Here is a 25,353-nt window from a genome sequence, read left to right as displayed (position 1 = left end):
TTTACGGGTGGCATGGTTAATGAAATTCAAGGATCTTCGGGATTTCGTGCAGCAACTTGAGCAGCGCGGAGAGTTGAAACGTATCCAGGTGCCGATTTCCCCGGTCTTGGAAATGACTGAGATTTGCGACCGTACCTTGCGTAACAAGGGCCCGGCGCTGCTGTTCGAAAACCCGGTGGGCTTTGATATCCCGGTGCTCGGCAACCTGTTCGGTACCCCCGAGCGCGTGGCGTTTGGCATGGGTGCCGAGGCGGTCAGCGAGTTGCGCGAGATTGGCAAGCTGCTGGCTTTCCTCAAGGAGCCCGAGCCGCCAAAGGGCCTGAAGGATGCCTGGTCGAAGCTGCCGATCTTTCGCAAGATCATTGCCATGGCCCCCAAAGTGGTCAAGGACGCGGTGTGCCAGGAAGTGATCATCGAAGGCGATGACGTCGACCTCGGCATGCTGCCCGTGCAGACCTGCTGGCCCGGCGACGTCGGCCCGCTGATCACCTGGGGCCTGACCGTCACCAAAGGTCCGAACAAGGACCGCCAGAACCTCGGCATTTATCGCCAACAAGTGATCGGCCGCAACAAAGTGATCATGCGCTGGTTGAGCCACCGTGGTGGCGCGCTGGATTTCCGCGAGTGGTGCGAAAAACACCCCGGCAAACCGTTCCCCGTATCCGTGGCCCTCGGCGCGGACCCGGCGACCATCCTCGGCGCCGTGACCCCGGTGCCCGACAGCCTCTCCGAATACGCCTTCGCTGGCCTGTTGCGTGGCAACCGTACCGAATTGGTGAAATGCCGTGGCAACGATCTGCAAGTGCCTGCCACCGCTGAAATCATCCTCGAAGGGGTGATTCATCCGGGAGAGATGGCTGATGAAGGCCCCTACGGCGACCACACGGGCTATTACAACGAAGTCGACAGCTTCCCGGTGTTCACCGTCGAGCGCATCACCCACCGGATCAAGCCGATCTACCACAGCACCTACACCGGTCGTCCGCCGGATGAGCCTGCGATCCTAGGTGTGGCGTTGAACGAAGTGTTCGTGCCGATCCTGCAGAAGCAGTTCCCGGAAATCACGGACTTCTACCTACCGCCCGAAGGCTGCTCGTACCGCATGGCCATTGTGACCATGAAGAAGTCGTATCCGGGCCACGCCAAGCGGGTAATGCTGGGTGTCTGGTCGTTTTTGCGACAGTTCATGTACACCAAGTTCGTTATCGTCACTGACGACGACATCAACGCCCGGGACTGGAACGATGTGATCTGGGCCATCACCACGCGCATGGACCCCAAGCGCGATACGGTGATGATCGATAACACGCCGATCGACTACCTCGACTTCGCCTCGCCTGTTTCGGGCCTGGGTTCGAAGATGGGCTTGGATGCCACCCACAAATGGCCGGGTGAAACCACCCGCGAGTGGGGTCGGGTGATCGTCAAGGATGACGCGGTGACTGCCCGTGTCGATGCGCTCTGGAAAGAATTAGGAATAGATTGATGCGTGTAACCCTGCAGCCCTCCGGAGCGGTGCTTGAGATTGTGCCCGGCGAGCGGATACTCGAAGGTGCGCGGCGCCTGGGCTATGAATGCCCTCAGGCTTGCCGCAACGGCGTGTGCCATGTGTGCGCGGCGTTGCTGGTGGAGGGCCGGGTGCAGCAAGCGGGTGAGGTGCGTGACCATGGCGAGTTCTATACCTGCATTGCCGAGCCACTGGAGGACTGCATTGTCTTGTGGGACGGCGTGCTGGCGCCGGGGGAGTTGCCAGTGCGCAAACTGTCCTGCCAACTGACGGAGTGTGTGGACATCGGTGGTGATGTCTGGCGTGTACGCCTGCGGGCTCCGGCCGGCAAGGCGGTGCGCTACCACGCCGGCCAGTATTTGATGATTGAGCGGGAAAACGGCGAAAAGTCAGCGTTCTCCCTGGCCTCTGCCCCCCACGGCGGGCGCGAGTTGGAACTGCATGTGCTGGTGCGCGAAGACAGCGCCCGGAGCCTGATCGAGCAGTTGCAGCGTAACCAGATGGCTCGCGTTGAACTGCCATTTGGCGATACCCACCTGGCGGAACTGCCGGACGGGCCGCTGGTGCTGATTGCTGCCGGGACCGGCATGGCCCAGATGCACAGCCTGATCGAGCATTGCCGGGCCTCCGGCTTCAAATACCCGGTACACCTGTATTGGGGCGTGCGCCGTCCGGAGGATTTCTACCAGATCGAGCATTGGGACCAGTGGCAGCAATTGCCCAATCTGTTCCTGCACAAAGTGGTCAGCGACCTGTGCGGTTGGGAAGGGCGTTGTGGGCTGTTGCATGAAGCCGTGTGCGAAGACATCAGCGACCTCAAGGGTGTGCACGTCTACGCCAGCGGTTCACCGGCAATGATCTATGGAACGCTGGATGCGCTGGTCAACGCCGGCATGGATGCGCATCAGATGCGCGCTGACGTATTCGCCTACGCGCCAAGACCGTAGCGTAGCGACCCCAAGGGCGGTCCTGCGGCCTGCATCGCAGCCTCGTACCTCGGGCGGCTACAGGGAATGTGTCGATCACCTGTAGCCGCTGGCGCAGCCTGCGATCGGCTGCGATCGGCTGCGCAGCAGTCGTCAGGATCTTGAAACCGTTGAAGGTCCTGCAGCAGCGGCTACAACGGGCCAAATGTATGACCTGGCAGGGCTCTTGCCTGGTGACGCGCAAGACGGTATCTACAGTGTCAGAACCGCACACCGGCGGTGACCATCGCCGCATTGAAGCCGAGCAGCACCAACTCGGCCGCCACCGGTCCGTAATGAGCACCCACTGACGGGATGATCACGGGCGCCACCCCCAGGCCATTGAGGGGGATCTTGTCCTTGTATTTGCCGGTATAGCCCTGGATCAGCCCCCCGGTCAGTTTCAGGTACACCGGGTAATCCGTCATGTCATAGCGCTTGCCGGCATAGGCGTAGTACGAGCGCTGGCTGAACGAGTTGCGAAATGTCGCCCCGCCATATACCAGCCCTGAAGCCTCATTACGCTCCAGACCGATCAGGTCCTGGTTGTTGTTGTGATCCGGGTCCGGTGAGAAGTGCCGGGTGTAGACGCTGGTCTGGACGTACCAGAAGCCTTTTTCATCCTGGGTCGATGTTTCGACGGCCAGGGCGGTGGTGGCCTGCGCCAGAAGCAGCAGGCCTAAAAGTCGGTATTTCATAATGCGACCTCGATAGTCGGTAGTTGTCGGCTAAGTGGGTCGTGACAAGTGCCTATTTTGAAGGCTCAACCCCCACAAAGGCTGAACGGGCGCTGAAGGTACCGGGATTGAATGGGGGCAATCCTGATGAGTGTGTCGTCGGCGCTTATGCTTTTGCTTATTCTTTTATGGTATTTAATTTGTCTGATAAATATCATTAGGCTATATGACAACGGACTACCGATTTTGTGCCAATAGCCAATAAATGACCGCCACCGTTCGCCACACGGATCGATCGTATGAACTCAGAGCATTGATGTTCTGACTTTTGATTCCAAGGGGAGCGGTATGGGGAGCACCACACAACACCGGTTATACACAGCGATTTTGTCAGCCAATTTGCTGACCGCTGTGGGCTTCAGCTCAGTCGCAGCCGCCGAAACGGCCAGTGCCGATGCACCGAAACTCGACACGGTGATCGTCACCGGCACCCGGGCCCAGGAACGCACCGCCAGTGCTTCGCTGTCACCCATCGATGTGATTTCCGGCGACACCCTGCGCAGCACCGGCTCCGACGAACTTGGCGCGGTGCTGGCGCGTCTGATTCCTTCCATCAACTTCCCGCGCCCCAGCCTGGTAGACGGCGCCGAACTGGTGCGCCCGGCGCAACTGCGCGGCCTGTCGCCGGATCAAGTACTGGTGCTGGTCAACGGTAAGCGTCGCCACACCAGCGCCTTCGTCAACCTCGGCGGTGCGGTGGGTCGAGGCTCGGCACCGGCGGATTTGAATGCGATCCCGTTGTCAGCGGTGGACCATGTCGAAGTGCTGCGTGACGGCGCGTCCGCCCGCTACGGCTCCGATGCGATTGCCGGGGTGATCAACGTGATCCTCAAGCACGCTGACCATGGTGGCTCGATCTCCACCAAGTTCGGTGAGTACAAGAAGGGCGATGGTATCCAGCGTAACGTCAGCGGCAACACCGGCCTGGCGTTGGGGGATAACGGCTTTATCAATCTATCGGCCGAGGGCGCCGACAACGATTACACCAACCGTGCTGGTGACGACCTGCGTCCGGGCAGTGTTGGCTCGACCACTTACGGTCAGCGGGTATTCCGCCAGGGTGAGCCGTCGACCAACGAAGGCAAGTTTCAATTCAACTCCGAATACGCCTTCAACGACGCAGCCGAGTTCTACACCTTTGGCGGCTACAGCAAGCGACGCGGTGAGACAGCGGCGTTCTACCGGGCCAGCAATGCCTCCAACAATATCCCGGCAATCTATCCCAACGGCTATTTGCCGCTGATCCGTGGCAGTCTGGAAGACACGTCCCTGGTGGTGGGTTTGCGCGGGCTGTTGGCGTATGACTGGCATTACGATCTGTCGGCCAACTACGGCAAGAACCAGTACGACCTGAGTACAGAAACCATCAATACCTCCCTGGGCCTCGCCACGCCGCGCAAGTTCGACAACGGCACCCTGAGCAACGACCAGAAACAAGTGAGCCTGGACTTGTCCCGTGAATTCGATGTGGGCTGGCTGCCGTATCCGGTGTCCGTCGCCTTTGGCGGTGAATACCTGCACCAAGGTTACGAAATCGAGTCCGGCGATCCGGCCTCTTACTACCAGACCGGTAGTTCCGGCCTCGGCGGTTTCCGCGACGCCGACGCCGGCAGTGCCTCGCGCCACAACTGGGCTCAGTACCTGGACCTGGAAACCAACTTCACCGAAAAGCTCAGCGCCTCAGCCGCCGTGCGTCATGAGGACTACAGCGATTTTGGCTCCAACGTCAGCGGCTCGTTCTCGGCCCGCTACGACTTCACCCCGCAAGTGGCCTTGCGTGGCAGCATCTCCAATGGTTTCCGCGCACCGTCCCTGGCCCAGCAGAACTTTGCCTACACCTCGTCGCAATTGATCGGCAATACGATCCAGGAAGCCGGCACTTTCCCGGCCAACAGCAAAGTGGCGCGCTTGCTTGGCGCCGACGACCTCAAGGCCGAGAAGTCGCGCAACTACAGCCTCGGCCTGGTGCTTGAGCCTGTGGATAACTTGACGGTGACGGCCGATGTCTACCGCATCGACATCCGTGACCGCATCAGCCTGTCGTCCAACTTGGTGCTCAACCAGAACGCGATCAACTACCTGCAAGCCAACGGCGTGGGCAACATCAACTACACCAGCGCCCGCTACTTCACCAATGCCACCGACACCAGCACCGACGGCGTCGACCTGGTGGCCAACTATCGCTACCAGTTCGACAACGGCATCCGTTGGAACAGCACGGTTGGCTACAACTACAACCACACCAAGGTTACCGACGTAAAAGCCAACCCGGCGGTACTGGATGGGCTGGGCGTCAATCTGGTGCGCGTCGACCGGCGTGAACGCATCGGCCTGCTGGGCGATACCACGCCACAGCACAAACTGAGCCTGGGCAACGATTTGAGCTTCGGCAACTGGGCGCTGCACAGCAACCTGGTGCGCTACGGCGAATTCACCAGCTACCAGGCTGACAAGATCAACGACCAGACCTTCAAGGCTGCATGGCTGCTGGACTTGTCCGCCGACTACAAGCTGAAAAACTGGACCTTCACCGTGGGTGGCGACAACGTCACTGACAAGTACCCGGAAAAACTCAATGCCTACGCCAGCAGCGGTGGTAACTTGGCCTATAGCACTTTTTCGCCGTACGGTTACAGCGGCGCGTTCTATTACGGTAAAGTCGCTTACAACTGGTAACAACACAGGTGCCGAACGTTATTTGCCATGACCGCCATTGAATCTGATCTTCTGCAATTGGCTTACCCTCCGCGGCTCGATCTTGGGCCGCAACTCACTCACGAACAGTTGATGAGCTCAATGCAGTCCACCATGGGCCGGCATAAGGGTGGGCCGGTCTGGCTATTCGCTTACGGTTCGCTGATCTGGCGCCCCGAGTGTTCGGCGGCGGAGCGGGTGCGGGCGCGGGTTCATGGCTATCATCGCGGCCTGTACCTGTGGTCCCACGAGCACCGCGGCACGCCGGAATTACCGGGCCTGGTGTTTGGCCTGGATCGCGGTGGCTCTTGCAGTGGGTTTGCTTACCGCTTGCCGGAAGACCAACTGGATGCCTCGCTTTACGCCCTGTGGCGTCGCGAAATGCCTTACCCGTCTTATCGGCCGCACTGGCTCAGCTGCCGTCTGGAAGATGGCAGTCAGGTGCAGGCGTTGGGATTTGTCTTGGAGCGGCACTTGCCCAGCTACGCCGGCAACTTGCCTGACAGCGTGCTGAATCAGGTGTTTGAAAGCGCTTGCGGGCGTTACGGCACCACTCGCGATTATGTCGAGCAGACCGTCAACGCCCTGCGTAGCCACGCCATGCCAGATAAAAACCTGGAGGCGCGGCTCAAGCGGTGTTCCAAAGGAGGCGCCTGCGATTAACGCGCGGCGCTGACGCTATTGGTGTGCCACAAGGTGGGGATCAGGAAGGCAATTGCCAACACACACGCACCGATCAGCAAGACAAAACCACCGTCCCAGCCGAAATGGTCCACGGTGTAGCCCATGGCCGCACTGGCTGCCACCGAACCACCCAGGTAACCGAACAGACCGGTAAAGCCGGCAGCGGTACCTGCAGCTTTCTTCGGTGCCAGCTCCAGGGCTTGCAGGCCGATCAGCATGACTGGGCCATAGATCAGGAAGCCGATGGAGAACAGCGCGATCATATCGATGGTTGGGTTGCCCGGTGGGTTGAGCCAGTAAACCAGGGTCGCGACCGTTACCAAGGCCATGAACACAATGCCCGTCAGGCCACGGTTGCCACGGAAGATCTTGTCTGACATCCAGCCGCACAGCAGCGTGCCTGGGATCCCTGCCCACTCATAGAAGAAGTACGCCCAGGACGTTTTATCCACGTCGAAGTGCTTGGCTTCCTTGAGGTAGGTCGGCGCCCAGTCCAGTACGCCGTAGCGCAGCAGGTAAACGAAGACGTTGGCGAAGGCGATGTACCAGAGCATTTTGTTGCGCAGCACGTACTTGACGAAGATTTCTTTGGCGCTGAATTCGTCTTCGTGACTCGAGTCGTAGCCTTCCGGATAGTCGTTCTTGTACTCCTCGATCGGTGGCAGGCCCACCGATTGCGGGGTGTCGCGCATGGTGATGAAGGCGAATGCCGCGACCATCAGGGCCACGGTAGCCGGAACGTAGAACGCCGCATGCCAGTCGTTGAACCACGCCATGCCGAGCAGGAACAACGGACCGATCAAGCCGCCGCCGACGTTGTGCGCCACGTTCCATACCGATACCACGCCGCCGCGTTCTTTCTGCGACCACCAGTGCACCATGGTCCGTCCGCTCGGCGGCCAGCCCATGCCCTGGGCCCAGCCGTTGATGAACAGCAAAATGAACATCATGGTCACGCTGGAAGTTGCCCAAGGTGCGAAACCGAAAATGAACATCACCCCGGCCGACACCAGCAGTCCGAAGGGCAAGAAATAGCGCGGGTTGGAACGGTCGGACACCAGGCCCATGAGGAACTTGGACAAGCCGTAGGCAATCGCAATCGCCGACATGGCCAGGCCCAACTGACCACGGGTGTAACCCTCGTCGATCAGGTACGGCATGGCCAGGGAGAAGTTTTTACGCAGCAGGTAGTACCCGGCGTAACCGAAGAAAATACCGGCGAAGATCTGCCAGCGCAGCCGTCGATAGGTACTGTCTATTTTTTCCTCAGGCAGGGGCGCCTGGTGTGCGGCAGGACGGAAGAAAGCAAACATTCAAGAGCTCCAAATTTCTTGTTTTGACTGCGGATGCGAATGTTACAGTTTCGTTACCGAAAATAGCACCGCCTCTTATCCGCAAGTACAGGAAACAGGAGCAATTGCATGTTCTTTTACGAACATGTCGCTAATAGGCAAGTTAGGGGCGTGATTGGGCATTGAGAACACCAGAGATCAAATGTGGGAGCGGGCTTGCTCGCGAAAGCGGAGCCTCAGTAAATACATTTGGCGACTGACGCACAGCTTTCGCGAGCAAGCTCGCTCCCACACTGACCGCATTTCAGGTCCGTGTTATTTGCGGACTTGAACGACCACCTTGCCCACGGCCTTGCGCTGACCAAGGTCATTGATCGCCTGAGCGGCGTTGTCGAGCGGGTACACCTGCGATACCAGCGGCTTCAACTTGCCTTCGGCATACCAGCCGAACAGTTGTTGGAAGTTCGCAGCATTGTCCTGAGGCTGGCGCTGGGCAAACGAGCCCCAGAACACCCCAACCACTGCCGCACCCTTGAGTAGCGCCAGGTTTACCGGCAGCTCCGGGATCCGCCCGCTGGCAAAGCCCACCACCAGCAACCGGCCATTCCAGGCGATGGCGCGGATGGCCTGGTCAAACAGGTCGCCGCCCACCGGGTCGTAGATCACGTCGGCGCCATTGCCATCGGTCAGGCGTTTGATTTCGTCCTTGAGACTGGCCTCGCTGTAGTTGATCAGCTCATCGGCACCGGCAGCTTTGGCCACTGCGAGTTTCTCGGCACTGCTGGCGGCGGCAATGACGCGGGCGCCCATGGCCTTGCCGATTTCCACGGCGGCCAGTCCCACACCACCGGAGGCACCCAGTACCAGCAGGGTTTCGCCCGGCTGCAGGTTGGCCCGTTGTTTCAGGGCGTGCATCGAGGTGCCATAGGTCATGCTGAACGCGGCGGCGGTGTTGAAATCCATGCTCGGCGGGATGGGCAGCACGTTATAGCCCGGCACCGCCACTTGCTCGGCAAAGCTGCCCCAGCCGGTCAGCGCCATGACCCGGTCACCGACTTTGAGATGGCTGACCTTTTCCCCGACTTCGCTGACCACGCCGGCCGCTTCACCGCCTGGCGAGAACGGGAAGGGTGGCTTGAACTGATATTTGCCCTCGATGATCAGCGTGTCCGGGAAGTTGACCCCAGCGGCGTGCACGTCCAGCAGGATTTCGTTCTTCTTGATCGCCGGGCTTTCGACGTCTTCCAGCACCAGGGTTTCGGCGGGGCCGAAGGCTTTGCACAGCACAGCTTTCATCGGACTATTCCTTTTGGCGTAGTGGCCGATAAGTGTAGGTGGGTGAGGCGGCGGGTCAACGAGCATGGCCCGGCCTGATAAGTCGCCATAAGCTTGTGCTCAGGCCTGCTAGCGTTATGCTACCTGGCAACCGAATTGAGGAATGAATTGTGAAAGCGTGGATCCTGTTGATGCTGGCCCTGACATTGCCGATGGCCGCCCAGGCTGAAGAAGCCAAGGAAGGCGAAGCGCCGAAGGTCAGCTATCTCAGCCTGACCCCACCGTTTGTTGGTAACTACGGTCTGGATGGCGGCGCGAAACTACGGGTGTACAAGGCCGATGTTGCTTTGCGGGTGACCGGGCCGGAAGCCGCCAAGGCGGTCAAGGACAACGAGCCGTTGATTCGCAATCAACTGGTGGCGCTGTTTACCCAGCAGACCGCCGAGGCCATGAGCAGCGTCGATGGCAAGGAAAAGCTGCGTCAGGAAGCCTTGAAGCAGACCCAGCAAGTGATGAACGACGAGACCGGCAAGCCGGTGGTTGAGGATTTGTTGTTCAACAACCTGATCATCCAGTAAACCGGCACTACAAGTTCCCGTAGTCGTTGCCGAATCAGCGCAAGGCCTTCACGACAGCCCACTGTTCAGCGGTAACGGGCATCACCGAGAGTCGGCTGCCTTTTTGCACCAGTGGCATTTCGTCGAGAGCGCTCTGTTGTTTCAGATAGCCCAGCCCCAGCACTTTGGGGAAGGTCTCGACGTGGGCCACATTGATTGCGGTCCAGGGATTTTTCTCGGGGTTGGCCTTGGCATCGAAATAATGGCTGTCAGGCTCGAGTGCCGTCGGGTCCGGATAGGCCGCCTCGACAATTTTACCGATCCCGGCAATCCCCGGCTCCGGACAGCTGGAGTGATAAAAGAAGAATTCGTCACCCACCGCCATCGCCCTCAGGAAATTGCGTGCCTGATAATTGCGCACGCCATCCCAGCGCGCCTCGCCGAGCTTTTTCAGGTCCGTGATGGACAATTCATCGGGCTCGGATTTCATCAGCCAATAGGCCATGTTTGGGCTCCTGAAAGCGGATTGGGCAAGTTGTTCGGCAATTACATGACAAACCGACAGTCGGTTGACGTCAAGGTTTGCGTGTTGGTCCACGTTACCGCAGAATGCCGGGATTTTAAGCTTGACGCAGCTACAACGGGCTACTTATGGAACGTTGCTGTCATCGTGTGTGAGATGCCTGAAGGGGGGCAATCGATGCAACGCAAACCGGATTTACTATGGATATTGGTTATTTTGTTTGGTCTGGGCGTCGTGACTACCGGCTATGCGCAAAGCTTGTGGTCGAACAAGACAGATGCTCCCGTTGAACTTGCACAGCAACAGCCACAACTCTTCAAGCGTTGAAGCGACTTCGGCGCCGTCTATTCTGACGGCGTCCCCTCTGCAACATACCAATGCCTATCGGTGACCGTGCCTTCAAGCGGTACATCCCAGCTTGCCTGCGCCAGTCGTTCAACTTTCTGACACTCATGGGCCAGGCCCAGCAGCGTCGGCTTGCGCCAGGTCTTTCTACGGGCCAGATACGCCAGGCTGCGGTCATAAAAACCACCGCCCATCCCCAACCGTCCGCCCACATCATCGAACCCCACCAGCGGTAACAGCACCAGATCCAGTGTCCAGACTTTGCGTTGTCGGCTGACGTTGACCTGTGGCTCAAGAATACGAAAACGGTTGGGCGACAGCTTTTCGCCTGGGCGCACCCGTTGGAACACCATCTTGGTTTGCGGCCAGGCGCTGAGCACCGGCAGGTAGGTGGCCTTGCCCCGACGCTGGGCGGCACGCAGCAGCAGGCGCGGATCGATTTCACCGTCTGTTGGTAGATACAAAGAGATATGTTTGGCCCGGCGAAACAGCGGGTGCTGTGCCAGTTGCCGATACAGGCCTTGGGCGGCCTGGCGCTGCTCGCTCGGCGTCAGGGCGCAGCGGGCCTTGCGCAACATGCGTCGAAGTTGCGGACGAGAAAGCGGCGCAGGTTCGGTCATGGTTTCGGCTCATAAAACAATGCCAGTCATAAGACTGGCATTGAGTTTGGGAATCAGGCTCCCCGACAGAACCGCTGTCGACTTAGCCCTTGAACCCGAAAGTTCAAGGTGGAAGAAGCAGTAGGCTTTAAGGCTTTCCGTCTAGCGGACATGCACACCAGCCCAACGTGCAACTTCCAGGGTAGTGCGAATCGGCTCAGGGACATCGCCGACTGGCAAGCACGCCAGGGAGTGGGGCGAGTATACCCGAAACCGACGCCGCAATCAGCCCTTGGGTGGCTCTGGATCGGTAGAAAGTACCAGATCAACCCGCTCCAGCAGGTCACGCACCTGCTCACGTGTCGAGCCGCTGGCCTGCACGTCAGGGCGTTCCTGCTTATGCAATAAATCATGGGTGATATTCAGGGCGGCCATCACGGCGATGCGATCGGCACCGATCACTTTGCCGCTGCTACGGATCTCGCGCATTTTGCCATCCAGGTAGCGCGCGGCGCTCACCAGATTGCTGCGTTCTTCCTGGGGGCAGATGATCGAATATTCTTTGTCGAGAATCTGCACGGTGACGCTATTGCTTGAACTCATGAGTCTTGCTCCAGGGCCTTCAGGCGCGAAATCATCGATTCGACCTTACGCCGGGCGATTTCGTTTTTTTCAATGAGGTGCGCGCGTTCCTCGCGCCAGGTCTTTTCCTGAGCTAATAGGAGTCCATTTTGGCTCTTAAGTTGCTCGACCCGGTTAATTAGCAATTCGAGTCTGGCCATCAGCGCTTGCAGGTCGGTGTCTTCCATTGGGTTCCACTGGATTTGTCTGATGAATGGCAACTGCAGGATAAACGATCTGACGCCCTCGATAGTCTTGGTGCGTCTGCCGGTGCTAGGATACAGCGCTCCATTCTAGACATTGCGCCGTCTGGCGCCTAGCTCACCATGCCCATTCAGAATTCCCCGTACGACGCTTTCTCCAAACTGCTGAGCACCAGCGGTCATCCTTGCTCGCCTGCCGAGCTTCACGGCGTGTTATTGGGCCGCAGTTGCACCGGTGTCGGCTTTGATGCCGACAACTGGCTGGCCGACGTGGCCGAGCTGCTGGAAACCGAACCCACCGAGAACGTGCGCAACGCGTTGATCGGCCTGCAAGAGATGGTCAAGGGCGAGCTGACCGGTGATGACGTAACCGTCGTGCTGCTGCTGCCTACCGATGACGCACCGCTCGCCGAGCGTGCCGAGGCACTGGGCCAATGGTGCCAAGGCTTCCTCCACGGTTTTGGCGTAAATTCCGGCGGCCTGGAACTGAGCGTTGAAGCTCAGGAAGTGCTGCAAGACCTCGCGGCCATCTCCCAAGTGCAAGATGCCCTGGAAGAATCCGAAGATGGCGAAAGCGACTACATGGAAGTCATGGAATACCTGCGCGTCGCGCCGCTGTTGCTGTTCACCGAGACCAAGAAGTCCGCTGAGCCGGCTGCACCCAAGCCTTCGCTGCACTGAGAAAGGACCCCCATCTGCCCATGATCCATATCCCGAAAGCGGAATACACCCGTCGCCGCAAGGCGCTCATGGCGCAGATGGAACCCAACAGCATCGCCATCCTGCCGGCCGCCGCGGTGGCGATCCGCAACCGTGATGTCGAGCACGTTTACCGTCAGGACAGCGACTTTCAGTACCTGAGTGGTTTCCCGGAGCCCGAAGCGGTGATCGTGCTGATGCCTGGTCGCCAGCATGGCGAATACGTGCTGTTTTGCCGCGAACGTAATGCCGAACGCGAACTGTGGGACGGTTTGCGCGCCGGCACCGAAGGCGCCATTCGTGACTTCGGCGCCGACGATGCATTCCCCATCACCGACATCGACGACATCCTTCCCGGCCTGATCGAAGGTCGCGACCGGGTGTATTCGGCCATGGGCAGCAATGCCGAATTCGATCGGCATGTGATGGAGTGGATCAACGTGATCCGCTCTAAAGCACACCTGGGTGCCCAGCCACCGAACGAGTTTGTTGCCCTGGATCATCTGCTGCACGACATGCGCCTGTATAAATCGGCAGCAGAAGTGAAGGTGATGCGCGAAGCGGCACGGATTTCTTGCGCGGCCCATGTGCGGGCGATGCAAACCAGTCGTGCCGGGCTGCATGAGTTCAGCCTGGAAGCGGAGCTTGATTACGAGTTTCGCAAGGGCGGGGCGAAAATGCCGGCCTACGGCTCCATCGTCGCTTCGGGGCGCAACAGCTGCATCCTGCATTACCAGCAGAATGACGCGGTGCTCAAGGACGGCGACCTGGTGCTGATCGACGCCGGTTGTGAGATCGACTGCTACGCCAGTGACATCACCCGCACCTGGCCGGTCAATGGCAAGTTTTCACCTGAACAGAAAGCGATCTACGAGGTAGTGCTGGCTTCACAGGAAGCCGCCTTTGCCGAGATCGCGCCGAACAAACACTGGAATCAGGCCCACGAAGCGACGGTGCGCGTCATCACCACCGGGCTGGTAAAGCTGGGGCTGTTGAAGGGCGACGTGGACGAACTGATTGCCAGCGAAGCCTATAAAGCCTTCTACATGCACCGCGCCGGCCACTGGCTGGGAATGGATGTGCATGATGTGGGCGAGTACAAGGTGGGCGGCGAGTGGCGTGTGCTGGAAGTCGGCATGGCCCTGACCGTGGAGCCGGGTATCTACATCGCCCCGGACAACCAGAACGTGGCGAAGAAATGGCGTGGCATTGGCGTACGCATCGAGGACGACGTGGTAGTGACCAAGCAAGGCTGTGAAATTCTGACCGGTGGCGTGCCCAAGACCGTTGCCGAGATCGAAGCCCTGATGGCGGGCGCCCGATGAGCCGGGTCAATCTGGCGATTATCGGTGGTGGCCTGGTGGGCGCCAGCTTGGCGTTGGCATTGCAGGCTGGGGCCAAGGCTCGCGGCTGGAAGATCGTGCTGATCGAGCCCTTTGCTCCTGGCGATACTTATCAGCCGAGCTACGATGCCCGCTCGTCGGCGCTGTCATTCGGTGCCCGGCAGATTTATCAGCGTCTGGGCGTGTGGCAGGACATCTCCCGTCGTGCCGAGCCGATCAAGCAGATTCATGTGTCGGACCGTGGGCGCTTTTCCACCGCGCGGCTGTCGGCCTTGGAAGAAGGTGTTCCAGCCCTCGGCTATGTGGTGGAAAACGCCTGGCTGGGTCAATGCTTGTGGCAAGGTCTGGACAAGGACGTGATCAGTTGGCGCTGCCCGGCCGAAGTGACACGCATGGAGCCGCTGGCAGACGGCTATCGCCTGACCCTCAATGACGAAACCGTCCTCGAATGTGATCTTGCGGTACTGGCCGATGGCGGCCGCTCCGGTTTGCGCGAGCAGTTGGGTATCGGTGTCAAACAGCGGCCCTATAACCAGAGCGCGCTGATCGCCAACATCACCCCCAGCGAATCCCATAACGGTGAGGCCTTCGAGCGCTTCACCGATGAAGGCCCGATGGCGCTGTTGCCGCTGCCGGATAACCGTTGCGCGCTGGTGTGGACTCGCGTTGGCATGGATGCTCAGCGTCTGGCGAGCCTGGACGAACGCAGTTTTCTCAGTGAGTTGCAGGGTGTATTCGGCTATCGCCTCGGCACCCTGAAGCAAGTGGGCGCTCGTCACTTGTATCCGTTGACCCTGGTGGAAGCCGAGGAGCAGGTACGTTCCCATCTGGTGGTATTGGGCAATGCGGCCCACAGCCTGCACCCGATTGCCGGTCAGGGTTTCAACTTGTCCCTGCGGGATGCCTATGCCTTGGCCGAATCTCTTTTGGCCGGGCCAGCGGTGCCAGGTGACCTGGCGACCTTGCAGGCCTACCGTGAGCGCCAGCGTCTGGATCAGAAACTGACCGTAGGCTTCTCCGATCAGGTGACGCGCCTGTTTGGCAGCGGCCAGCCGTTGGTCGCCATGGGCCGCAACATGGGTTTGCTGGGCCTGGACCTGCTGCCTCCGGCCAAGCGTTGGTTCGCCCGTCAAGCCATGGGCTTGGGCACGCGTCCCGATGTTTGAGCGGCCCGTGACACTTACTCATTCCTTTACCTGCGGCACACGCCGCACGCGAGACAAGGCTTAAAGCATGGACATGCGCGCAGATCTGCTGATTGTCGGGGCCGGAATGGTCGGAAGCGCACTGGCGCTGGCCTTGCAGGGCAGTGGCCTGCAGGTGTTGCTGCTCGACGGCAGCCCGTTGAGCGTCAAGCCGTTCGACGCTGACGCGCCGTTCGAACCGCGGGTGAGCGCCTTGTCGGCGGCCAGCCAGCGCATCCTCGAACGCCTCGGCGTGTGGGACGGCATCATCGGTCGCCGTGCCAGCCCTTATGGCGAAATGCAGGTGTGGGATGGTAGCGGCACCGGGCAGATTCACTTCTCGGCAGCCAGCGTGCATGCCGAGGTATTGGGGCATATCGTCGAGAACCGCGTGGTTCAGGACGCCTTGCTCGATCGCTTGCATGACTGCGACCTGGGGTTGTTGGCCAATGCGCGCCTGGAGCAGATGCGCCGCTCCGGCGATGACTGGCTGCTGACCCTGGCCGATGGCCGCACCTTGCGCGCGCCATTGGTGATCGCCGCCGACGGCGCCAATTCGGCGGTGCGCCGCCTGACCGGCACGGTGACCCGCGAGTGGGATTATCTGCATAACGCCATCGTCACCAGTGTGCACTGCAGCCAGCCGCATCAAAAGACCGCCTGGCAGCGCTTTACCGACCATGGGCCATTGGCATTCCTGCCACTGGAACGAGACGGGCAGCAGGACTGGTGTTCGATTGTCTGGTCGACCACGCCCAGTGAGTCCGAACGCCTGATGGCGCTGGACGATGAAGGCTTCTGCCGTGAACTGGAGCGTGCCTTTGAAGGCCGCCTGGGCAGCGTGCTAAGCGCCGACCCACGGCTGTGCGTGCCCTTGCGCCAACGTCACGCCAAACGTTATGTGGCCGAAGGCCTGGCGTTGATCGGCGACGCTGCCCACGTCATCCACCCGCTGGCAGGGCAAGGTGTGAACCTGGGCTTCCTCGATGCGGCGGTATTGGCCGAGGTGCTGTTGCAGGCCTCAGAGCGGGGTGAGCGTCTGGCAGATGTGAAGGTGCTCAGTCGCTATGAGCGTCGGCGCATGCCTCACAACCTGGGGTTGATGGCGGCGATGGAAGGGTTCGAGCGGTTGTTCCAGGCGGATCAACTGCCTTTGCGCTGGTTGCGCAATGCCGGGTTGAAGATGGTGGAACAAATGCCCGAAGCCAAGGCGCTGTTTGTACGCCAGGCATTGGGCTTGACCGGGGATTTGCCGGAGCTGGCCAAGGCCTGAGCCGGCGGTGCAACATCTCGTAACTTCTGCGCCAAGTGTTCGGTTGAGAAGGTAAATGTGAGTCCTTATCATTTGCGCTCACTTCGCTACGAGAGACCGCACCCATGTTGGCACCCAAGCGCCTCCTGACTGCCCTGGCACTCACCCTCATCGGCACCACCACCGTACAGGCGGCCGACGAAGTCGTGGTCTACTCCTCGCGCATCGACGAACTGATCAAGCCGGTGTTCGACGCTTACACCAAGAAGACTGGCGTGCAGGTGAAGTTCATCACCGACAAGGAAGCGCCGCTGATGCAGCGCATCAAGGCTGAAGGTGAAAACGCCACCGCCGACCTGCTGCTCACCGTCGACGCCGGCAACCTTTGGCAAGCCGAGCAAATGGGCATCCTGCAACCGTTCACCTCCAAGGTGATCGACGCCAACATTCCTCTGCAATACCGCTCATCGGCCCATGCCTGGACCGGTTTGAGCCTGCGCGCGCGGACCATCGCCTATTCCACCGACCGTGTAAAACCGGGCGACCTGACCACCTACGAAGCCCTGGCTGGCAAGCAATGGGAAGGCCGTCTGTGCCTGCGTACGGCGAAGAAGGTCTACAACCAGTCGCTGACCGCCACCCTGATCGAAACCCACGGCGCGGCCAAAACCGAAGAAATCGTCAAGGGTTGGGTCAACAACCTGTCCACCGACGTGTTCTCCGATGACATCGCGGTGCTGGAAGCAATCAATGCCGGGCAGTGCGATGTCGGCATCGTCAACACCTACTACTACGGCCGCCTGCACAAGCAGAAGCCGGATCTGGCGGTGAAACTGTTCTGGCCGAACCAGGGCGATCGTGGCGTGCACGTCAACCTGTCGGGTATCGGCCTGACCAAACATGCACCGCATCCGGAAGCTGCCAAGGCTTTGGTGGAGTGGATGACCACACCTGAGGCGCAGAAGATCTTTGCTGACGTGAACCAGGAGTTCCCGGCCAACCCGGCTGTACCGCCGTCGGCTGAAGTGGCCACCTGGGGCAAGTTTGTTGCGGACACCCTGCCGGTGGAAGTGGCGGGCAAGCGTCAGGCCGAGGCTATTCGCCTGATGGATCGGGCTGGCTGGAACTAAATACGCTGCTGATCTAAATGTGGGAGCGGGCTTGCTCGCGAATGCGGAGTGTCAGTCAAATATGTACAACTGACCCACCGCCTTCGCGAGCAAGCCCGCTCCCACATTGGTTAGCGGCGACATCAAGATATTCATCCACTGAGAACTAGCCTTTGGCCCATCCCGCTCAACGCCGCTGGTACCTGCCGGTCTTCACCGCCGCCGCCCTGGTGCTGCTGCCGCTGAGCGTCCTATTGTTGTCCTGGCAAACCATCGACCAGCAGATCTGGTCCCATCTGTGGGACACCCAGATGCCGCGCCTGCTGGGCAACACCCTGACCCTGGTGCTGGGCGTGGGCGTAGGTGTCACCTTGCTGGGCGTCAGCCTGGCCTGGCTGACTAGCCTGTGCGAGTTCCCCGGCCGGCGCTGGTTGGACTGGGCATTGATGCTGCCCTTCGCCATTCCGGCCTATGTTCTGGCGTTCGTCTTCGTCGGCTTGTTGGACTTCTCCGGGCCGGTGCAAACCCTGATGCGCGAATGGTTCGGCAGCGGGTTGCGTCTACCCCGTGTGCGGTCCACCAGCGGCGTGATCATCGTTTTGGTGCTGGTGTTCTATCCCTACGTCTACCTGCTGGCGCGCACGGCGTTCCTGGCCCAGGGCAAGGGCTTGATGGAAGCGGCGCGGGTGTTGGGGCAATCGCCGTGGCAAGCGTTCTGGCGGGTGGCCTTGCCCATGGCGCGTCCGGCCATCGGTGCCGGTGTGGCGCTGGCGCTGATGGAAACTTTGGCGGACTTTGGTGCCGTCTCAGTGTTCAATTTCGACACCTTCACCACGGCCATCTACAAGACCTGGTACGGCTTTTTCAGCCTCTCCAGCGCAGCGCAACTGGCGAGCCTGTTGCTGCTGGTGGTGATGCTGGTGCTCTACGGGGAGCGTCGTGCCCGGGGCGCGAGCCTGCCCGGTAATGAGCGGCCGCGTGGTAAGGCGTTGTATCACCTGCGCGGGTTCAAGGCAGCCGCAGCCAGTGGCTGGTGCGGATTGGTCTTTGCCTGTGCCTTTGTGATTCCGATGCTGCAATTGATTGCCTGGTTCTGGCAGCGAGGGCGTTTCGACCTTGATGAGCGTTACGCTGGCTTGATCGTTCACACCCTGTACCTGGGCGCCATGGCGGCCTTGATCACCGTCAGCGTGGCCATGCTGCTGGCATTTGCCCATCGGCTGTCGCCTACCCGGGCGATTCGTTCCGGGATCAGTCTGGCCAACGTCGGCTATGCCTTGCCGGGTTCAGTGTTGGCAGTATCGATCATGCTGGCGTTCAGTTTCCTGGATCGTGAGCTGGTGATTCCGCTGTCGGGCTGGTTGGGTGGTGCGGGTAAGCCGTTGCTGCTGGGCAGTCTGTCGGCGCTGTTGCTGGCTTATCTGGTGCGGTTTATGGCGGTGGCCTATGGTCCGCTGGAAAACAGCCTGGCGCGCATCCGGCCCTCCTTGCCAGAAGCGGCCCGTAGTCTGGGGGTGAGTGGTCCACGACTGTTTTTCAAAGTGTATCTGCCGCTGTTGCTGCCCGGGACCTTGAGTGCAGCGCTGCTGGTATTTGTCGATGTGCTCAAGGAAATGCCTGCCACCCTGCTAATGCGCCCGTTCGGCTGGGACACGCTGGCGGTTCGGATTTTTGAAATGACCAGCGAAGGGGAGTGGGCACGGGCCTCCTTGCCGGCGTTGACCTTGGTGTTGGTGGGGTTGTTACCCGTCATCGGGTTGATCCGACGCTCGGCTCGACGCATCGGTTAGGTGCCAGTCCTACGGCTTGCGGCTACAATGCGCGGCATTCGGTGCGGTCGATCTTTCAGATCCGGTGACTGGGCGTGGCCACAAGCCTTGTATTTCAAGGTGTGCGGTCCGAACGGCAACCGTCCGCACCTTCGCCACGCCCGGAAGGAGAAACCCATGGGACAGCGTACGCCTCTGTATGACCTGCATCTCGCCCTTGGCGCGAAAATGGTCGATTTTGGCGGTTGGGATATGCCTCTGCACTACGGCTCGCAAGTTGAAGAGCACCATCAGGTGCGACGTGACTGCGGCGTGTTCGATGTATCTCATATGACCGTGATCGATGTCACAGGCCCCCAGGCCAAGGAATGGCTCCAGCATTTGCTGGCCAATGATGTTGACCGTCTGCACGGCTGTGGCCGTGCGTTGTACAGCGCCATGCTCAACGAGCAGGGCGGCGTGGTGGACGACATGATTGTCTATCGCACCGAGGACGGTTATCGGTTGGTGGTCAACGCCGCTACCCGCGACCAGGACATGGCCTGGATGCAGGCCCAACTCGGCAGTTATCAAGCGCAGCTCCATGAACGGCCTGAATTGGCCATGCTCGCTATTCAAGGCCCTCACGCCCGGCAAAAGATCGCCGAACTGGTGACCCAGTCCCGCGGCATCTTGATCCACCAACTCAAGCCCTTTGAAGGCCAGGCCGACGGCGACTGGTTTATTGCCCGTACCGGTTACACCGGCGAGGATGGCCTGGAAATAGTTTTGCCTGCGGATCAAGCCCCGGCGTTCTTCAACGACCTGGTCGGGGCGGGAATATCACCCATCGGCCTTGGTGCTCGGGATACCTTGCGCCTCGAGGCTGGCATGAACCTCTATGGCCAGGATATTCACCAGGATGTATCGCCCCTGGCAGCCAACATGGCCTGGAGCATTGCGTGGGCGCCAGTCAGCCGCACCTTCATTGGCCGTGCTGCCCTGGAAGCCGAGCGGGCTGGGGGTGTGAAGCTCAAGCTGGTAGGGCTGGTGCTGGAAGAGCGCGGGGTTTTGCGCGCTCATCAGGTGGTTCGTATCGCCAATGTTGGCGAAGGAGAGATCACCAGTGGTAGTTTCTCTCCTACGCTAAGCAAATCCATTGCCCTGGCGCGTGTACCGATGGCGACTGCCGATCGGGCCGAAGTGGAAATCCGCGGCAAGTGGTACCCGGTTCGAGTGGTCAAGCCGACCTTCGTGCGCAATGGCAAAACCTTGATCTAACTTTTTCGGCGGGCCAATGGCCGCTGACATTTCTTCTTGAGGACACAGATTATGAGCGATATCCCTGCCGACCTGCGTTTTGCCGAAAGCCACGAATGGGCACGTTTGGAAGCCGATGGCAGCGTGACTGTCGGGATCTCCGACCACGCTCAGGAGGCTTTGGGTGATGTGGTGTTTGTTGAGTTGGCTGAAGTGGGCAACGTGTTTGAGGCGACTCAGCAGGCGGGTGTGGTTGAGTCAGTGAAAGCCGCTTCGGATATCTACTCGCCAATTGCTGGCGAAGTGATCGCGGTGAACGACGCCTTGGGCGGCGAGCCAGAGCTGTTGAATTCCGACCCTTACGGTGCCTGGATCTTCAAGCTCAAGCCAAGCAACCCGGCTGACCTGGAAAAACTGCTGGACGCTGCCGGTTACAAGGCTGCCATCGGCGAGTGATCCTGCTGCGGGAGCCGGCAACCGGCTCCCGCAAAAGTTTGATCAGCGCTTCAATACCGCTTTTACCGCCGCTACCGAACGCTCTACATCCGCTTTTGTCATCGCCGTAAACATCGGCAACGACACGATCAAACGTCCGACTTTCTCCGCTACCGGGAACATGCCTTCCTTGAATCCCTGTGCCCGATAAAGGCTCAGCAGATGGATCGGTGGGTAGTGATAGCCAATGCCTACACCGTGAGCCTGCATCTGCTCCATGAAGGTAGCGCGGGCCGGTAGGCCGTCCTGGCGCTCAGGCAGCACCAGTTGGAACAGGTGCCAGTTGCTGTTTTCGAAGTCAGCCGGTGGCAGTTGCGCGCCGTACTTCTCTTCAAAGTCGCTGCCGAAGCACTCGAAATAATGCTGGGCCAGTTCCTGACGGTGGGCAGTGATTTCCTTGATGTGGGCAAACTGGCCCAGCCCAATGGCGGCCGCAATGTCCGTCATGTTGAACTTGCCGCCCAAGACGTCCACGTCCAAGCCGTCGAAGCCGGTGCGGGTGACGCCTTGCAGGCGATACTTTTCCGCCAGGCGCGCCTCTTCAGCGTTGTTCAACACCAGGCAGCCGCCTTCGGAGGATGTGACGTTCTTGTTGGCCTGGAAGCTGAACGACACGAAATCGCCGGTCGCACCAATGCGCTCGCCATCCCAGGTAGAGCCCAGCGCCTGAGCGGCATCTTCGACGATACGCAGGCCATGTTTGTTGGCCAATGCGTAGAGCATCGGCATGTCCAGGGGCAGGCCTGCCAGGAACACTGGAATGATCGCCTTGGTACGCGGAGTGATGGCCGCTTCCACCTGAGCCAGGTCGATGTTGCGGGTCACCGGATCGATATCGGCAAACACCGGCGTGGCGCCTACTTCGAGAATCACATTAGCCGTGGCAACCCAGGAAATCGGTGTGGTGATGACTTCATCACCCGGCCCTACACCGGCGATGCGCAAGGCAATCTCCATGGTGCAGGTGCCGGAGTTGAAGGTGCGTACCGGACGGCCGCCAAAATACTCCGACAACTGCGCTTCGAACGCCTGCACTTTCGGCCCGCTGGTGATCCAGCCGGAGCGCAGCACGTCACCGACTGCCGAGATGGTGGCTTCATCAATGGTAGGTTTGGAAAACGGCAGAAAAGGCAGTTGGCTCATGACGATGTGGGCATCCGTTTCAGATAGACGATGAGTAAAAAAGCATATCAATGCTGGGCATAATTGCACGAATCGACTGAATATAGCCTGTCGCCTGTGAACGAATCGTCACCTTGCGGGCAAAAAAATGCCGCTTCTGGAAGCGGCATTTTTCATCGGACGGTGTTACTCGGAAGCAATGGCGTTTTTCGCCAGGATGGCGTTGGCCAACTCCATGTCCGTGGCTTTCAGGCCAGGGTTATCGGCGCGAACCTTCTGCATCGCGGCTTCCAGGTACGGGCCACGAATGCCCCCGTCGCTGGCAACGAAGCTGCCGGCGTCGTCTTGGGCGGCGACCACCAATTTATGGTCCTTGAAGGTCAGGTAGGTCGAGCCGGTGGTGGCGCCCGACGAGATGACATTCCGCCAGAAGCTGTCGGCCATGGCTGAACCGACAGGAAGGGATAGCACGGCGAGCGTGGCGACAGCATATTTGAGACGCATGATGGGTGACTCCGACTGGGTTATCTGAACGGTTTGATTATAGATAGCCCAGCCTAGTTCCATGCCTGACTAAACAGTTTCGACTTGCAATATCACGCCATTCTGACCAGTGACCCGCACTTGTGCCCCTATAGGTGCATCAGGACCTGTGACTATCCACACGCCATCGCCGACTTTGATCTTTCCTCGGCCTTCGATGATCGCCTGATGCACCATAAAGGTGCGGCCGATCAGCTCCGAACCGCGCATGTTCAATCCTGGCTGGTCGCTGACTTTGGCGCTGCTGCGTTGGCGCTTCCACCAGTACACCGCGGTCAGGATCGACAGCACGGCGAACAGCAACAATTGCCACTCCAGCCCAAGCCCCGGAATCAGGAACTTGAGCACACCCACGGCCGCCGCCGCGATGCCCATCCACAACAGGTAGCCACCGGCGCCGAATATTTCAAGGATGAGCAGCACCGTGCCCAATGCCAGCCAGTCCCAGAACGACAGGTGCTGCAGGAATTCCCACATGGCGCGTGCCTCAGGCTTTCTTGTTGTCGAAGGTTGCCTTGACGATCTCACCAATACCGCCGACAGCTCCGATCACTTGGCTGGCTTCCAGCGGCATCAGGATAACTTTGCTGTTGTTGGCCGAGGCCAGCTTGCCGAGTGCGTCGATGTATTTCTGTGCGACGAAGTAGTTGATGGCCTGCACGTTACCGGTGGCAATAGCCTGCGACACCACTTGGGTGGCACGCGCTTCTGCTTCAGCCTGACGCTCACGGGCTTCGGATTCCAGGAAAGCGGCCTGACGACCACCCTCAGCTTCAAGAATCTGCGCCTGCTTCTTGCCTTCAGCGGTCAGGATGGCCGATGCCCGCAGGCCTTCAGCTTCCAGGATCTGCGCGCGCTTGATCCGCTCGGCCTTCATCTGGCCGGACATGGCGGCCATCAGGTCGGCAGGAGGGCTGATGTCCTTGATCTCGATCCGGGTGATCTTGATGCCCCACGGCGCGGTTGCTTCATCGACGGTGCGCAACAGTTTTTCGTTGATGCCATCGCGCTGGCTGAGCATCGCATCCAGCTCCATGGAACCGAGCACGGTACGGATGTTGGTTTGCAGCAGGTTGCGGATGGCGTGCTCGAGATTGTTCACCTCGTAGGCGGCCTGGGCGGTGTTAACCACCTGGAAGAAGCACACGGCATCGATCTGCACCGTGGCGTTGTCGGCGGTAATGACTTCCTGGGGTGGAATATCCAGCACGCTTTCCATCACGTTGATCTTGCGACCGATACGGTCCATGACCGGAATAATGATGTTCAAACCCGGCTTGAGAGTGTTGGTGTAGCGACCGAAGCGCTCCACCGTCCACTGGTAGCCCTGTGGGACGACCTTGAAGCCCATGAAGAGGATGGCGGCGGCCAAACCTACGAAAAGAAGCAGTACGGTTCCGATCTGCATAACGATTCCCTATCTGATGATGGCGATAAAGCGAGGTTAGGACGATTGTAACGGGCTTGCCTGAGATAAGAATGGTTTACTCGGCGAACAGATAAGGGATTGCGTGACTCGTGGTAGTTTGGCAAGCCTTCAGAACAATCCTTACCCCCTCTACGGCGTGCGTTCATGATCTTTGGTCCTGATCCTTCGGTCATCCTGCTAATAGGTGTGCTGATGTTGCTGGCAGCGCTTGCGCTGGTCGGTTTGTTAGCGTTGTTGGCAGCGGTGCTTATCCCACGTTCGCGCAGGCATGTTCTGGGGCATCCGTGGCGCTATGGGATATTGACGCTGCTGGCGTTGGTATTTGTGGGTTTTGGCGGGTTGATGCTGCTGGAGGATCAGCGTATCAGCGCGCAAATGGAGCAGGATCGCCAGGCCCTGAATCCGCGATTGGAGCAGGACCTACAATTGGGGGATTTGCACTTTCCGGCAGGCAGCCAAGTGCAACTGCAAACCCTGGAGCCGCTCGACTGGCAGGGCCAACCCCAGCCTCATGGCTTGCAAAGCCTGAAGCTGGCCGAGTTTGCGCAGCCAATCGAAGTCCGTGGCCTGCAAGTGACGGCCATTGACCTGATGCCGGGTTACTACTCTTCGCGTTTGCGGCTCAGCCAGGAGCAGACGCTCGACGGTTGGCGCTGTGCTGCAGGCCAGTGGGTGTCGTTCAACCGTGAACAGGAGACGATGTTGCAGCCTGATCGCTGGCGCTTTGCCCAATGTGACCTGGCAACAGCAGTGCGGATATTGGGTATCGACTGGCCGGCCGGTACGCGCGTCATGCGCAGCAGCAGAGGCTGGGCCTTGCATGCAGAGGATGACGAGATGCTCGCGGTGGACGGGTTCCGGCTGTCTTATCTCAGCCTGGACCTTGATGATCGACGAAGCCCCAAGCGTTGGGACGGTTTGCTGGCTGCACCGGTGAGTTTCGGTGAGTGGCATTACCCCGAAGGGACCCAACTGCGTGGCAGCGTGTCGGGTGTATTGCTCTTTTCACCTTCGGGCGCAGGTGTTGCACGCAACGAGCGCACGGGCGAGACGGTTACCAGTGGGCGCTCGATCCAGCAGCAACGAAGCGACGGGACGTTTTTGGCGATCAAGGCCAACAGTGAGGTCGGAGTGCTTGAGTGGTCGGTACTGAGCCCTTGAACAATC

General features: G+C 59.8%; 26 protein-coding genes and 1 other RNA gene. 15 read left to right on the top strand and 12 right to left on the bottom strand.

Translation table 11 applies throughout. The features are described 5' to 3' along the window. Positions 1 to 19: 19 nt before the first annotated feature. Both ubiD and HKK55_RS24300 read left to right on the top strand, forming a co-directional pair. Complete coding sequence (ubiD, locus tag HKK55_RS24305) at positions 20 to 1,486, top strand: 4-hydroxy-3-polyprenylbenzoate decarboxylase (RefSeq protein WP_169356924.1); 1,467 nt, start codon at positions 20 to 22, stop codon at positions 1,484 to 1,486. Beyond that, positions 1,486 to 2,454, top strand: coding sequence for a CDP-6-deoxy-delta-3,4-glucoseen reductase (locus HKK55_RS24300; RefSeq protein WP_169356923.1), 969 nt, complete (start codon positions 1,486 to 1,488; stop codon positions 2,452 to 2,454). Before ubiD ends, HKK55_RS24300 begins: the two co-directional genes overlap by 1 nt. Before the next feature lie 239 nt (positions 2,455 to 2,693). Here HKK55_RS24300 and HKK55_RS24295 read toward each other — a convergent pair whose 3' ends face one another. Further along, the gene (locus HKK55_RS24295; protein ID WP_169357944.1) at positions 2,694 to 3,173 is read right to left on the bottom strand and encodes a sn-glycerol-3-phosphate transporter; all 480 of its coding nucleotides are present in this window, start codon (positions 3,171 to 3,173) and stop codon (positions 2,694 to 2,696) included. 324 nt (positions 3,174 to 3,497) lie between these two features. Here HKK55_RS24295 and HKK55_RS24290 point away from each other — a divergent pair, with 324 nt between their 5' ends. Together HKK55_RS24290 and HKK55_RS24285 are read left to right on the top strand one after the other, a co-directional pair. Next, a complete protein-coding gene (locus HKK55_RS24290; RefSeq protein ID WP_169356922.1) occupies positions 3,498 to 5,885 on the top strand; it encodes a TonB-dependent siderophore receptor in 2,388 nt (795 codons plus the stop codon). A gap of 27 nt (positions 5,886 to 5,912) precedes the next feature. Further along, on the top strand, positions 5,913 to 6,566 hold the full coding sequence (locus HKK55_RS24285; RefSeq protein WP_169356921.1) for a gamma-glutamylcyclotransferase: 654 nt from the start codon (positions 5,913 to 5,915) through the stop codon (positions 6,564 to 6,566). Here HKK55_RS24285 and glpT read toward each other — a convergent pair. Together glpT and HKK55_RS24275 are read right to left on the bottom strand one after the other, a co-directional pair. Further along, positions 6,563 to 7,900 carry a glycerol-3-phosphate transporter gene (gene glpT / locus HKK55_RS24280; protein ID WP_169356920.1) on the bottom strand — a complete coding sequence of 446 codons (1,338 nt, stop codon included), beginning with the start codon at positions 7,898 to 7,900 and terminating at the stop codon, positions 6,563 to 6,565. The two genes, HKK55_RS24285 and glpT, sit on opposite strands and share 4 nt — an antisense overlap. A gap of 294 nt (positions 7,901 to 8,194) precedes the next feature. Beyond that, positions 8,195 to 9,175, bottom strand: a complete 981-nt coding sequence (locus HKK55_RS24275; RefSeq protein WP_169356919.1) for an NADPH:quinone oxidoreductase family protein — start codon at positions 9,173 to 9,175, stop codon at positions 8,195 to 8,197. 149 nt (positions 9,176 to 9,324) lie between these two features. Here HKK55_RS24275 and HKK55_RS24270 point away from each other — a divergent pair, with 149 nt between their 5' ends. Then, positions 9,325 to 9,732, top strand: coding sequence for a flagellar basal body-associated protein FliL (locus HKK55_RS24270; protein WP_169356918.1), 408 nt, complete (start codon positions 9,325 to 9,327; stop codon positions 9,730 to 9,732). A 34-nt stretch (positions 9,733 to 9,766) separates the two neighbouring features. Here HKK55_RS24270 and HKK55_RS24265 read toward each other — a convergent pair whose 3' ends face one another. After that, positions 9,767 to 10,216, bottom strand: coding sequence for an EVE domain-containing protein (locus HKK55_RS24265; RefSeq protein ID WP_169356917.1), 450 nt, complete (start codon positions 10,214 to 10,216; stop codon positions 9,767 to 9,769). Between the two features lie 21 nt (positions 10,217 to 10,237). Between HKK55_RS24265 and HKK55_RS24260 the strand changes: the two genes are divergently transcribed. After that, positions 10,238 to 10,561, top strand: coding sequence for a hypothetical protein (locus tag HKK55_RS24260; RefSeq protein ID WP_169352809.1), 324 nt, complete (start codon positions 10,238 to 10,240; stop codon positions 10,559 to 10,561). A gap of 17 nt (positions 10,562 to 10,578) precedes the next feature. Here the strand turns inward: HKK55_RS24260 and HKK55_RS24255 are convergent, their stop codons facing one another. From HKK55_RS24255 to HKK55_RS24240, 4 genes are all read right to left on the bottom strand, one after another. Continuing rightward, positions 10,579 to 11,199 (bottom strand): 5-formyltetrahydrofolate cyclo-ligase, encoded by a 621-nt coding sequence (locus HKK55_RS24255; RefSeq protein WP_169356916.1) that lies wholly within the window; start codon positions 11,197 to 11,199, stop codon positions 10,579 to 10,581. A gap of 55 nt (positions 11,200 to 11,254) precedes the next feature. After that, positions 11,255 to 11,433, bottom strand: a non-coding RNA gene (gene ssrS, locus HKK55_RS24250) — 6S RNA. Between the two features lie 30 nt (positions 11,434 to 11,463). Further along, positions 11,464 to 11,781 (bottom strand): cell division protein ZapA, encoded by a 318-nt coding sequence (locus HKK55_RS24245; protein ID WP_003213956.1) that lies wholly within the window; start codon positions 11,779 to 11,781, stop codon positions 11,464 to 11,466. Continuing rightward, positions 11,778 to 11,987 (bottom strand): TIGR02449 family protein, encoded by a 210-nt coding sequence (locus HKK55_RS24240; RefSeq protein ID WP_003213954.1) that lies wholly within the window; start codon positions 11,985 to 11,987, stop codon positions 11,778 to 11,780. Before HKK55_RS24240 ends, HKK55_RS24245 begins: the two co-directional genes overlap by 4 nt. A 138-nt stretch (positions 11,988 to 12,125) precedes the next feature. Between HKK55_RS24240 and HKK55_RS24235 the strand changes: the two genes are divergently transcribed. The 8 genes from HKK55_RS24235 to gcvH all read left to right on the top strand — a co-directional run bounded on the left by HKK55_RS24235 (position 12,126) and on the right by gcvH (position 21,053). Then, complete coding sequence (locus HKK55_RS24235; RefSeq protein ID WP_169356915.1) at positions 12,126 to 12,683, top strand: YecA family protein; 558 nt, start codon at positions 12,126 to 12,128, stop codon at positions 12,681 to 12,683. 20 nt (positions 12,684 to 12,703) lie between these two features. After that, the gene (pepP, locus tag HKK55_RS24230) at positions 12,704 to 14,026 is read left to right on the top strand and encodes a Xaa-Pro aminopeptidase (protein WP_169356914.1); all 1,323 of its coding nucleotides are present in this window, start codon (positions 12,704 to 12,706) and stop codon (positions 14,024 to 14,026) included. Next, positions 14,023 to 15,210 carry a 2-octaprenyl-6-methoxyphenyl hydroxylase gene (gene ubiH, locus HKK55_RS24225; protein ID WP_169356913.1) on the top strand — a complete coding sequence of 396 codons (1,188 nt, stop codon included), beginning with the start codon at positions 14,023 to 14,025 and terminating at the stop codon, positions 15,208 to 15,210. Before pepP ends, ubiH begins: the two co-directional genes overlap by 4 nt. 73 nt (positions 15,211 to 15,283) lie before the next feature. Further along, positions 15,284 to 16,501, top strand: coding sequence for a 2-octaprenyl-3-methyl-6-methoxy-1,4-benzoquinol hydroxylase (locus tag HKK55_RS24220; RefSeq protein WP_178128897.1), 1,218 nt, complete (start codon positions 15,284 to 15,286; stop codon positions 16,499 to 16,501). 104 nt (positions 16,502 to 16,605) lie between these two features. Further along, entirely contained in the window at positions 16,606 to 17,610 is a 1,005-nt protein-coding gene (locus tag HKK55_RS24215) for an extracellular solute-binding protein (RefSeq protein ID WP_169356911.1), read from the top strand. A 152-nt stretch (positions 17,611 to 17,762) separates the two neighbouring features. Beyond that, complete coding sequence (locus HKK55_RS24210; protein WP_169356910.1) at positions 17,763 to 19,379, top strand: iron ABC transporter permease; 1,617 nt, start codon at positions 17,763 to 17,765, stop codon at positions 19,377 to 19,379. A gap of 156 nt (positions 19,380 to 19,535) precedes the next feature. Beyond that, the gene (gcvT, locus tag HKK55_RS24205; RefSeq protein ID WP_169356909.1) at positions 19,536 to 20,618 is read left to right on the top strand and encodes a glycine cleavage system aminomethyltransferase GcvT; all 1,083 of its coding nucleotides are present in this window, start codon (positions 19,536 to 19,538) and stop codon (positions 20,616 to 20,618) included. A gap of 51 nt (positions 20,619 to 20,669) precedes the next feature. Beyond that, complete coding sequence (gene gcvH, locus HKK55_RS24200; RefSeq protein WP_169356908.1) at positions 20,670 to 21,053, top strand: glycine cleavage system protein GcvH; 384 nt, start codon at positions 20,670 to 20,672, stop codon at positions 21,051 to 21,053. 42 nt (positions 21,054 to 21,095) lie between these two features. On the opposite strand, the gene HKK55_RS24195 is transcribed toward gcvH, so the two are convergent. The 4 genes from HKK55_RS24195 to HKK55_RS24180 all read right to left on the bottom strand — a co-directional run bounded on the left by HKK55_RS24195 (position 21,096) and on the right by HKK55_RS24180 (position 24,165). Beyond that, a complete protein-coding gene (locus HKK55_RS24195) occupies positions 21,096 to 22,235 on the bottom strand; it encodes a DegT/DnrJ/EryC1/StrS aminotransferase family protein (protein WP_169356907.1) in 1,140 nt (379 codons plus the stop codon). A gap of 165 nt (positions 22,236 to 22,400) precedes the next feature. Next, complete coding sequence (locus tag HKK55_RS24190; RefSeq protein ID WP_041161049.1) at positions 22,401 to 22,718, bottom strand: DUF2388 domain-containing protein; 318 nt, start codon at positions 22,716 to 22,718, stop codon at positions 22,401 to 22,403. Positions 22,719 to 22,787: 69 nt separating this feature from the next. Then, a complete protein-coding gene (locus tag HKK55_RS24185; RefSeq protein WP_169356906.1) occupies positions 22,788 to 23,234 on the bottom strand; it encodes an NfeD family protein in 447 nt (148 codons plus the stop codon). A 10-nt stretch (positions 23,235 to 23,244) separates the two neighbouring features. Further along, positions 23,245 to 24,165: an SPFH domain-containing protein gene (locus tag HKK55_RS24180; RefSeq protein WP_169356905.1), complete on the bottom strand. Its 921-nt coding sequence runs from the start codon at positions 24,163 to 24,165 to the stop codon at positions 23,245 to 23,247. Between the two features lie 165 nt (positions 24,166 to 24,330). On the opposite strand from HKK55_RS24180, the gene HKK55_RS24175 reads away from it, so the two are divergent. Continuing rightward, positions 24,331 to 25,347: a hypothetical protein gene (locus tag HKK55_RS24175; RefSeq protein ID WP_169356904.1), complete on the top strand. Its 1,017-nt coding sequence runs from the start codon at positions 24,331 to 24,333 to the stop codon at positions 25,345 to 25,347. Positions 25,348 to 25,353 lie beyond the last annotated feature (6 nt).

Source organism: Pseudomonas sp. ADAK18, from assembly GCF_012935695.1.
GTDB lineage: Bacteria > Pseudomonadota > Gammaproteobacteria > Pseudomonadales > Pseudomonadaceae > Aquipseudomonas.
The sequence above is the reverse complement of the archived record's forward strand: the minus strand, read 5'-3'. Positions and strand labels throughout refer to the sequence as shown.

What these genes read in the sequence shown, in the direction of transcription:
- ubiD (WP_169356924.1), top strand. Translation starts at nt 20, where the DNA reads ATGAAATTCAAGGATCTTCGGGATTTCGTGCAGCAACTTGAGCAGCGC.
- HKK55_RS24300 (WP_169356923.1), top strand. Translation starts at nt 1,486, where the DNA reads ATGCGTGTAACCCTGCAGCCCTCCGGAGCGGTGCTTGAGATTGTGCCC.
- HKK55_RS24290 (WP_169356922.1), top strand. Translation starts at nt 3,498, where the DNA reads ATGGGGAGCACCACACAACACCGGTTATACACAGCGATTTTGTCAGCC.
- HKK55_RS24285 (WP_169356921.1), top strand. Translation starts at nt 5,913, where the DNA reads ATGACCGCCATTGAATCTGATCTTCTGCAATTGGCTTACCCTCCGCGG.
- glpT (WP_169356920.1), bottom strand. Translation starts at nt 7,900, where the DNA reads ATGTTTGCTTTCTTCCGTCCTGCCGCACACCAGGCGCCCCTGCCTGAG.
- HKK55_RS24275 (WP_169356919.1), bottom strand. Translation starts at nt 9,175, where the DNA reads ATGAAAGCTGTGCTGTGCAAAGCCTTCGGCCCCGCCGAAACCCTGGTG.
- HKK55_RS24265 (WP_169356917.1), bottom strand. Translation starts at nt 10,216, where the DNA reads ATGGCCTATTGGCTGATGAAATCCGAGCCCGATGAATTGTCCATCACG.
- HKK55_RS24255 (WP_169356916.1), bottom strand. Translation starts at nt 11,199, where the DNA reads ATGACCGAACCTGCGCCGCTTTCTCGTCCGCAACTTCGACGCATGTTG.
- HKK55_RS24245 (WP_003213956.1), bottom strand. Translation starts at nt 11,781, where the DNA reads ATGAGTTCAAGCAATAGCGTCACCGTGCAGATTCTCGACAAAGAATAT.
- HKK55_RS24240 (WP_003213954.1), bottom strand. Translation starts at nt 11,987, where the DNA reads ATGGAAGACACCGACCTGCAAGCGCTGATGGCCAGACTCGAATTGCTA.
- HKK55_RS24235 (WP_169356915.1), top strand. Translation starts at nt 12,126, where the DNA reads ATGCCCATTCAGAATTCCCCGTACGACGCTTTCTCCAAACTGCTGAGC.
- pepP (WP_169356914.1), top strand. Translation starts at nt 12,704, where the DNA reads ATGATCCATATCCCGAAAGCGGAATACACCCGTCGCCGCAAGGCGCTC.
- ubiH (WP_169356913.1), top strand. Translation starts at nt 14,023, where the DNA reads ATGAGCCGGGTCAATCTGGCGATTATCGGTGGTGGCCTGGTGGGCGCC.
- HKK55_RS24220 (WP_178128897.1), top strand. Translation starts at nt 15,284, where the DNA reads ATGCGCGCAGATCTGCTGATTGTCGGGGCCGGAATGGTCGGAAGCGCA.
- HKK55_RS24215 (WP_169356911.1), top strand. Translation starts at nt 16,606, where the DNA reads ATGTTGGCACCCAAGCGCCTCCTGACTGCCCTGGCACTCACCCTCATC.
- gcvT (WP_169356909.1), top strand. Translation starts at nt 19,536, where the DNA reads ATGGGACAGCGTACGCCTCTGTATGACCTGCATCTCGCCCTTGGCGCG.
- gcvH (WP_169356908.1), top strand. Translation starts at nt 20,670, where the DNA reads ATGAGCGATATCCCTGCCGACCTGCGTTTTGCCGAAAGCCACGAATGG.
- HKK55_RS24195 (WP_169356907.1), bottom strand. Translation starts at nt 22,235, where the DNA reads ATGAGCCAACTGCCTTTTCTGCCGTTTTCCAAACCTACCATTGATGAA.
- HKK55_RS24190 (WP_041161049.1), bottom strand. Translation starts at nt 22,718, where the DNA reads ATGCGTCTCAAATATGCTGTCGCCACGCTCGCCGTGCTATCCCTTCCT.
- HKK55_RS24185 (WP_169356906.1), bottom strand. Translation starts at nt 23,234, where the DNA reads ATGTGGGAATTCCTGCAGCACCTGTCGTTCTGGGACTGGCTGGCATTG.
- HKK55_RS24180 (WP_169356905.1), bottom strand. Translation starts at nt 24,165, where the DNA reads ATGCAGATCGGAACCGTACTGCTTCTTTTCGTAGGTTTGGCCGCCGCC.
- HKK55_RS24175 (WP_169356904.1), top strand. Translation starts at nt 24,331, where the DNA reads ATGATCTTTGGTCCTGATCCTTCGGTCATCCTGCTAATAGGTGTGCTG.